The sequence below is a fragment of the Streptomyces sp. NPDC088252 genome (assembly GCF_044740965.1).
GTDB lineage: Bacteria > Actinomycetota > Actinomycetes > Streptomycetales > Streptomycetaceae > Streptomyces.
Genome location: NZ_JBIURS010000039.1, coordinates 19,903 through 27,367 on the forward strand (window position 1 = coordinate 19,903; position 7,465 = coordinate 27,367).

Consider the following 7,465-nt stretch of genomic DNA (forward strand, 5'->3'; position numbering starts at 1 on the left):
CCTCGCCGACGGCATCAGCGGACCACCACTCCCCCGGCACAGCCGCGGCCCGGTGTCGCCGTCCGTGACCACGACCCGCCGCGGCCGAGGAGTCCCGTCCCTGCCCATGCGGGCACCGTACGAAGTGAAAGCGGCCGACGTCTCGTGCGGCGGGCACATCGGTCGAACGCCTCGGCCGGGGCCGGGGTGCCCATGACATGGCCGACCGCATTGAGATGGTCCGGCGGAGTGACTATCTTCGTGGGGTGAGTGAGCGCGTGATGCAAGAGCCCACCGTGATGGTGTTGACAGCCCTCGCGGACGCACCCCGGCACGGATACGCCATCGCGCAGGAGGTCAAGGCGATGACCGGCGGCCGTGTCGTGCTGCGCACGGGCGCCCTCTACGGAGCCCTGGACCGCCTGCTGGCCGACGGCCTGATCGACGTCGAACGCGAGGAGGTCGTCGATGGCCGGGCCCGGCGGGTCTTCGCCTTGTCCTCGCCGGGGCGGGAACGGCTGGCGGCGGAGGCCGAGCGCCTGGCCGCGACGGCAAGGGAGGCCACTCGCCGCCTGTCCGTCACGCGGCCGTCTGCGGCCACCACATGATCGAGCACGTGCTGCGGCTGTATCCCGCCGCCTACCGGCGGGCCCATGGCGGGGAGATCGCTGCGACCTATCGCGACATGACCGCGGGCGAGCCGCTGAGCGCGCGGCTGCGAGAAGGCGCAGGTCTGGCGGCGCATGCCATGAGGATGCGGATGGGACTGGGGTCGGCCGCCCCTGTCTCGCAGGCTCTCGCTCAGGCGTATCCCTTCGCCCTGGCCGCCTCGGCCGCCGCTTGCGGCCTGCACCTTCTGCGCTGGTACGTCGGCTTTGTCTCCTCACCCACCCCGTTCGGGGTGCAACTTGGAGTCGACCTGTCGGGGGCGTGGGGCGTGTTGCTCGTCTCGTCGCTGATCGTGTGCGCAGGAGCGGCGTCGGCGTTGTCCGGCCGATGGCGCGTGGGGGTGCCCTGCACGGTGGCCGGGCTGCTCTCCTTCGCAGCGGCCGCGGTGGTCAGCGGGCCGGCGTTCGGCGACCCGGTCGTCACGCCGGCCGCGATGGCCCTGGCGGCGGCCGTGGTACTCGCATGCCCGCCGGACCGCCGCTCGGAGAGCACCGCGGCCGGGCGGGCGGGCGCGGCCGGTGCCGTGATCGCGCTCGTGGTCGTGCCACGGGCGGCCATCGACGCGCACGCGGTGCCGTGGGTCAGCACCGACTACGGGTGCTGGCCGCTGCTCGTCCTCGCCGCGACCGGCGCCGCGCTGACCTGGCGCAGCGGATCACGAGGCGTCCGCGAGTTGGGGGCCATGGCCCTGGCGTCCCCGCCTCTGCTCGCCCACGCCTACACCACGGCGTGGGGCGAGGCGGCCGTTGTCGCGTGTCCGGCAGCCGTATTGACGGCCATCGCGGCGATCGCCCTTCTCGCCGGTCGCCCGGGGCGAACGGGACGCACCTTCCTCTGAACGGCCCACCACGGCCGAGCGTCCAGACGGGGCGCAGCGGCGTCCACCGCTCGCCCATTAGTCCGTTTGCCGTAGCATTCCGTTCGACGGACTATCGGGTTCGTGCGAGAGGATGCTCATGCCGTTCACCCTGTCCCACCCCGCGGCCGTACTGCCGTTGATGCGGCGGCCCTTCGGCCGGGCCGCACTGGTCGCCGGAGCCCTCGCACCGGACATGCCCTACTTCGTTGTCACCACGGGACTGCCCGTCAGCGCGCAGTCCTGGTACGAACCGTTCGTCAACGCCACGACCTCGCACACCGCTCTCGGCGCTGTCACCGTCGCCCTGCCGTACGCCCTCACGCTGTGGGGAATGCTCCGAGTCGGCCATCGCCCGCTGGCGTCCCTGCTGCCCGTACCCGCCGTCCCGTCGCCACCCCGGACGGCCGGCACGCCGATACGGCGAGCCGGGTGGATCACGCTCTCCGCCCTGATCGGCATCGTGACGCATCTGGTCTGGGATGCCTTCACCCACCACGACGGCTTCGTGGTCACCCGTGCGCCCTGGCTCGACTCCGCACTGGCGGGCGGTCTCACCTGGGCACGGGCACTGCAGCATGCGAGCACGATCGGCGGCCTGGCCGCCACCGCGGTGTACGTGCGGCGCAGGCGAGCCTGCCTCCATGCCGGTGAGGGCCACGCCGGACCCAGCAGCGCCACGCGGCGCCGTGTCCTCCTCGCAATGGCCCTGTTCACGGTCGTCGGAGCCGTCGCCCACGCCTGGTGGTGGCTCGCCGGCCCGCAAGCGGCGACCACCGGGCTGCCGCTGAGCGTGGTGATCGAAGGGGTGCTGTCCGACGCGGCGAAAGGCGCGGGCGCCGGCCTGATCGGCACCCTGGCGCTGTACGTCACCGTGTGGTGGATCTGGCGCGCCGTCACGGCAACCCGCCCCCGCAGGAGCGGAGCCGGCGCCGTGCACGACGACACTCCGCAGCCCGACACCACCGCCTGACGCGCCGCCATCGAGGCCCCATGCCGCTGCGCCCAGGGCCTCGTCGTCATGTGGAGCTCAGACACCGGGAGCTCGGACACAGCTTCTCAGGGCGCCTTGAAGAGCCTCGGGAAGCGCGGGGCGAGCCAGGGCTTGCGGCCCCAGGCGAGGACATGGCCGCGGGCCATGGCTCCCCAGGGATCACTGCGGCCCAGTGCCATCAGGAGGAAGGCGACCGGCTCGGTGAGGATGGTGCAGTCCGGACGGGTCGGCGGCTGCGGGGAGACGGTTGCCGCGCCCTCGGCGAACGTGACGCCGAAGCGGGCGCCGCCCCGCAGACGGACCGTGTAGCGGGCGGTCAGCCGGGCGGCGGCCACGGCATCGACCACCCGGGGCATCGCGGTGATCAGGAAGGGGAGCGAGAGCTCGACGCGGGTGCGGTCGACCATGTGCGGACGGCCCAGCGCACGGGCCAGGTCGTATCCGTGACCGAGCATGTGTGTCAACAGGTACGAGCCCAGCACCGCCCGGCTCATCGGACCCAACGGGGTGACCACGCTCCCGTCGCCGTCCGTCGTGCACCGGTCCACCGCCGAGAGGTACGCCTCGGCGTGCGTCACGATCAACCCGGCCAGCGGATCCGCGTCCCGTTCCCCGAAGGCGGCGAGCGCGCGCTCGTTGGCCGCGGCCAGACTCTGCGGCGTTCCGTCCCCGTAGCTGCGCTGCTGTCCGGCCGCGACGTCCGCCATCAGCTCGTTGGCCTGCGCCAGATGTGCCGCCGCCTGCCCGACGGTCCACTCCGAACGGGGCACGGGCACGCTCGTGTCGACCACCCCGTGCAGCAGTGCGGCGATGTCCTCGGCGGTGCCGCGTATCGCCTCGCCGAGCCCCTCGGGCAGCGCGCCCCGTGCATCGTGTCCGGTCACCGACTCACCACTTCTCCCCGCCGGGACCGCGTCTGCGCGCCTGCCACCGATGGACCTCGTCGTCACGGACACCCCACGGCGCCCGCGGTACACAAGACCAGTCGGCGGGGCCCACGGCAAGATCGGGGCCACCGGGACCCTCCGCGTCTCCACAGCCCGGACGGCAGCGTGCCCGGAACCGGACGCGCCCCGCACGACGGCGCCCCTCGCCCTCGGCACCGCAGTTGCTGCTCACCCGTGTTCCCTCCCCGGTCCGATGCCCGCGGGTCCAGCCCATGGGCCGGTGGTCCGCTCCACGGTGAACCCGGCGGTCCGGCCCTGCGAGTGACGCGCGCGGCCTCCTCTACGATCGTCCGCGTGTGCGCAAACGTCATAGTCGCCGAAGACGACGAGAAACAGGCCGAACTCGTACGCCGTTACCTCGAACACGAGGGTCACACGGTCACGGTCGTCGGGGACGGCCTCGCGGCTCTCGCCGAGGTCCGGCACCGGGAGCCCGATCTGCTGGTGCTCGATGTGATGATGCCGCGGGCCGACGGCCTGGACGTGATACGGGTGCTGCGTGCCGAGCAGCGGGAGGTGCCGGTGCTGATGCTGACGGCCCGCAGCACCGAGGACGATCTGCTGCTCGGTCTGGATCTGGGCGCGGACGACTACATGACGAAGCCGTACAGTCCGCGCGAGTTGATGGCGCGTGTACGGACGCTGCTTCGCCGCACCCGGCGGGTCGCGACCGCCGAACCTGCCGAGGACCAGGCGCTGAGGGTCGGCGCGTTGACGGTCGACCCGGTACGGCACGAGGTGGCGGTCGAGGGCCGGTCCGTGGAGTGCACCCCCGGTGAGTTCCGCATTCTCGCCGCCATGGCGGCCGAGCCCGAGCGGGTCTTCACGCGGCAGCGGCTGCTGGAGGAGCTGCACGGCTTCGACCGGTACGTCAGTTTCCGCACCGTCGACGTACACATCATGAACCTGCGGAAGAAGATCGAGCCCGCGCCGCGTCGGCCCGCCCGGCTCCTCACCGTCTTCGGTGTGGGCTACAAGCTGACGGACCCGGCGAGGAACGCCGCGCGTGCGTCGTCGTAGGGGGGTGGACGACGTGTCCCCTCGCCGTGAACGGCGGGCGCGGCTTCGCGGTGAGCACCGGACCGGTCGTCGGGAGCGGGCTCGACTGCCGCTCCGCAAGAGCCTGTTCGGCCGTCTGCTCGCGGTGTCGGCTCTGGTGGCGGCATGTTCGGTGGCCGCGACCGCCTGGCTCGCCGTACAGACCACCTCCGGCGCCATCAAACAGGAGCAGGGGCAGAATCTCACCGCCGACGCCCGGATCTACAACACACTGCTCGGATACGCGGCGACCCATCCCACCTGGGACGGCGTCGACAGCACCGTCCGCGATCTGGCGCGGCGGTCCGGCCGTCGGATCGCTCTCACCACCGAGCAGCGGCGGCCCCTCGCCGATTCCGCCGACCGGCCGTCCCCGCCCGCACCCGCACTGCCGCCGCAGGCGTCGGCGATCGTCGATCCGCTGTCCATGGACACGGCGCTGTCCCAGACGGTGGGCCGCACGGGTGCGACGGCCGACCGTGTCGACCCGCGCGCGGTCGGTCCGTTCCGGCTGCCCGCGGCCGAACGTAAGGCGTTGCGGCGTGCCGCCCAGGTGAGTGTGGCGTGTCTGAGCCGGTCCGGGGTGGCGGCGGACGCGGTCGAGGGACCGAGCGGCCGCCCGCGCATCGAAGTCGTCGGCAACGATCCCGACCGGATGGACGGGACCCGGTGCGCGGGCGACGACCTGGCCCAACCGACAGCGACCGAGCGCAAGGCGCTGGAGGCACTCAACCAACTGGCCAACGCCTGCCTGAAACGACAGGGCCGCGCGGGCGTGGAGCTCAATCTGGACCTGTCCTGGGGTACGCGCCCCGAACCGGTGCAGGCCGCGCCTGCGGATGCCCGGGTGGTCACCCCCGTACCGAGCGTCCGGACCGGCGACGACGACCGGGCCACCGCCTCCTGCGTGGGCACGGCCCGTCGCGAACAGCTCAGTTCCTATGTCGCCTCGCCCGCGCTGCTGTTCATCGGCGACGAGAGCAGTACGACCGTGCCCGGCTTCGATCTTTCCCCGGCGAACACCGCGAAGATCGCGGGTGCCGCGGCGCTCGTCCTGGCGCTCACGGTCGGGGCCACGGTGCTGGCCGGGGCCCGGCTGGTGCGGCCGCTGCACGCCCTCACCGGTGCGGCACAGCGGATGCGAAACGGGGACGACTCCGCGCCCGTGCGGGTCACCGACGACAGCGAGATCGGGCGGCTCGCCGCGGCCTTCAACGACATGGCCGCCCACCGTGCCCGTCTCGAAGGGCAGCGCAAGGACATGGTCAGCGACGTCGCCCATGAACTGCGCACCCCGCTGAGCAACATCCGCGGCTGGCTGGAGGCGGCGCAGGACGGACTGGCGGAACCCGACCCGGCGTTCATCTCGTCGCTGCACACGGAGGCCGTGCAGTTGCAGCACATCATCGACGACCTCCAGGATCTGGCCGCGGCCGACGCGGGTGCGTTGCGGCTGCATCCCGAGCCGGTGCGTGCCGAGGAGGTGCTGGGCCAGGTCGCCGCGGCCCACCAGGCGCGGGCCGAGACCGCGGGAGTCACGCTGACGGTCCTCACGGCGGAGGCCGGTGCGCCCGCTGCCGAGCTCACGGCCGACCCGGTCCGGCTGCGTCAGGCCATCGGCAATCTGGTCTCCAACGCGATACGTCACACCCCGGCGGGTGGAAATGTCACGTTGCACGCCTACGTCTTTGGATCCGCGACGGGCGAGGTGACGGCGCGTGACGTCGCAGCGGGCGAAGTCGTGACGACGGACGGTGCGGTGAGCGACGCGATGACCGGCGACGTGATCGTGGACGTCACCGACACGGGCAGCGGCATCTCAGCCGATGATCTGCCCCATGTGTTCGACCGCTTCTGGCGTGCCGAGAAATCCCGCAGCCGCCGCACCGGTGGCAGCGGGCTGGGCCTGGCGATCGTACGGAAACTGGTCGAGGCGCATGGCGGCTCGGTGAGCGCGGTGAGCGTCGAGGACCGGGGCTCGGTGTTCACACTCCGCCTGCCGAAGAGGCCCGTGCGTACGGGGCCGGAAGAGCTCGGCTCGGCAACCGTGTCGAGGGGCACCGCGGAGCGCGGGCCGGGCCGGACCTGATGCGATGACCACAGCGTTCTGACAGCTTCTTCATAACTTCACGCCAGCCTGTCGGCATGCCTCGCGCCCGGTGCGAACCGATGACCGGGCACCCTCCGAGGCCGACCTGGAATGGAGCCATCCCATGTCCCACCGCCTGTCCCTGCGTACCGCAGTCCTCGCCGCCGTGGCGGCCGGCGCGGTACTCGTCCCGTCCGCCGCGGCCTTCGCCGACAGCACTCCTGTGCCGTCGGCCCCGTCCGTCGAACGGTCCGCCCCGGCCGCGCAGGCGGCTGAGCCGTCGGCGGTACCCCGTGGCGGCGTCGCCGCGGGCGACCGTCCCACTCCGGTGCCGAGCGTCGAGCGAGCCGGCGCCGCCAAGGGTTCGGCCGCCGTCACTCCGCGCGGTGGCGTCGCCGCGGGCGACCGTCCCACTCCGGTGCCGAGCGTCGAGCGAGCCGGCGCCGCGAAGGGTTCGGCCGCCGTCACTCCGCGCGGTGGCGTCGCCGCGGGCGAGCGGCCGGCCGGTACCTCGGGCGACAGCACCACCGCCCTCGCCGGTTCGGCCGCCGCCGCTCTGCTCGTCGCGGGAGCGGGCACGGTGGTGCTGCGCCGACGCTCCGCCGCGCAGCGCAACGGCTGAAACCGCCCGTGCCACAGCAGTCTTCACGGCGACCGACCGCGAAGCACGACGATTGACGACGTGCGGTTGACGACGTGCGGTTGACGATGTGAGGCAGTTGACCACACGTCAATCGGCCGCACATCGATCGACCGTCGGCAACGGCCGCACCTCCCCCTGGTGGCGGCCCCCCCCCCCCCCCCCGCCGCCACCCCACCACCAGCACCTACATTGCCCAAAAAGAACCCCCCCCCCCCCCCACAGGGGGCCCCCCCCCACAACCCCGGGGGTT

7 protein-coding genes are annotated in these 7,465 nt (G+C 72.7%); 6 read left to right on the top strand and 1 reads right to left on the bottom strand.

Annotated features, from left to right (window positions below; translation table 11 throughout):
• Window positions 1–260: 260 nt before the first annotated feature.
• The 3 genes from ACIOHC_RS40510 to ACIOHC_RS40520 all read left to right on the top strand — a co-directional run bounded on the left by ACIOHC_RS40510 (window position 261) and on the right by ACIOHC_RS40520 (window position 2,477).
• Complete coding sequence (locus tag ACIOHC_RS40510; protein ID WP_401846494.1) at window positions 261–587, top strand: PadR family transcriptional regulator; 327 nt, start codon at window positions 261–263, stop codon at window positions 585–587.
• Complete coding sequence (locus ACIOHC_RS40515) at window positions 584–1,486, top strand: hypothetical protein (RefSeq protein WP_389636987.1); 903 nt, start codon at window positions 584–586, stop codon at window positions 1,484–1,486. The genes ACIOHC_RS40510 and ACIOHC_RS40515 overlap by 4 nt, the downstream gene beginning before the upstream one ends.
• Window positions 1,487–1,604: 118 nt before the next feature.
• On the top strand, window positions 1,605–2,477 hold the full coding sequence (locus tag ACIOHC_RS40520) for a DUF4184 family protein (RefSeq protein ID WP_351085916.1): 873 nt from the start codon (window positions 1,605–1,607) through the stop codon (window positions 2,475–2,477).
• A gap of 86 nt (window positions 2,478–2,563) precedes the next feature.
• On the opposite strand, the gene ACIOHC_RS40525 is transcribed toward ACIOHC_RS40520, so the two are convergent.
• Window positions 2,564–3,382 (bottom strand): maleylpyruvate isomerase family mycothiol-dependent enzyme, encoded by an 819-nt coding sequence (locus ACIOHC_RS40525; RefSeq protein WP_351085918.1) that lies wholly within the window; start codon window positions 3,380–3,382, stop codon window positions 2,564–2,566.
• 357 nt (window positions 3,383–3,739) lie between these two features.
• Here ACIOHC_RS40525 and ACIOHC_RS40530 point away from each other — a divergent pair, with 357 nt between their 5' ends.
• The 3 genes from ACIOHC_RS40530 (at window position 3,740) to ACIOHC_RS40540 (ending at window position 7,194) form a co-directional block, all read left to right on the top strand.
• Window positions 3,740–4,465 carry a response regulator transcription factor gene (locus tag ACIOHC_RS40530; RefSeq protein ID WP_401846495.1) on the top strand — a complete coding sequence of 242 codons (726 nt, stop codon included), beginning with the start codon at window positions 3,740–3,742 and terminating at the stop codon, window positions 4,463–4,465.
• Window positions 4,452–6,572: a sensor histidine kinase gene (locus tag ACIOHC_RS40535; RefSeq protein WP_389636984.1), complete on the top strand. Its 2,121-nt coding sequence runs from the start codon at window positions 4,452–4,454 to the stop codon at window positions 6,570–6,572. The genes ACIOHC_RS40530 and ACIOHC_RS40535 overlap by 14 nt, the downstream gene beginning before the upstream one ends.
• A gap of 124 nt (window positions 6,573–6,696) precedes the next feature.
• Window positions 6,697–7,194 carry a hypothetical protein gene (locus ACIOHC_RS40540; RefSeq protein WP_365689872.1) on the top strand — a complete coding sequence of 166 codons (498 nt, stop codon included), beginning with the start codon at window positions 6,697–6,699 and terminating at the stop codon, window positions 7,192–7,194.
• Window positions 7,195–7,465 lie beyond the last annotated feature (271 nt).

Bases quoted from the DNA above. Each gene is read 5' to 3' on its own strand.
- ACIOHC_RS40510 (WP_401846494.1), top strand. From the start codon at position 261: ATGCAAGAGCCCACCGTGATGGTGTTGACAGCCCTCGCGGACGCACCC.
- ACIOHC_RS40515 (WP_389636987.1), top strand. From the start codon at position 584: ATGATCGAGCACGTGCTGCGGCTGTATCCCGCCGCCTACCGGCGGGCC.
- ACIOHC_RS40520 (WP_351085916.1), top strand. From the start codon at position 1,605: ATGCCGTTCACCCTGTCCCACCCCGCGGCCGTACTGCCGTTGATGCGG.
- ACIOHC_RS40540 (WP_365689872.1), top strand. From the start codon at position 6,697: ATGTCCCACCGCCTGTCCCTGCGTACCGCAGTCCTCGCCGCCGTGGCG.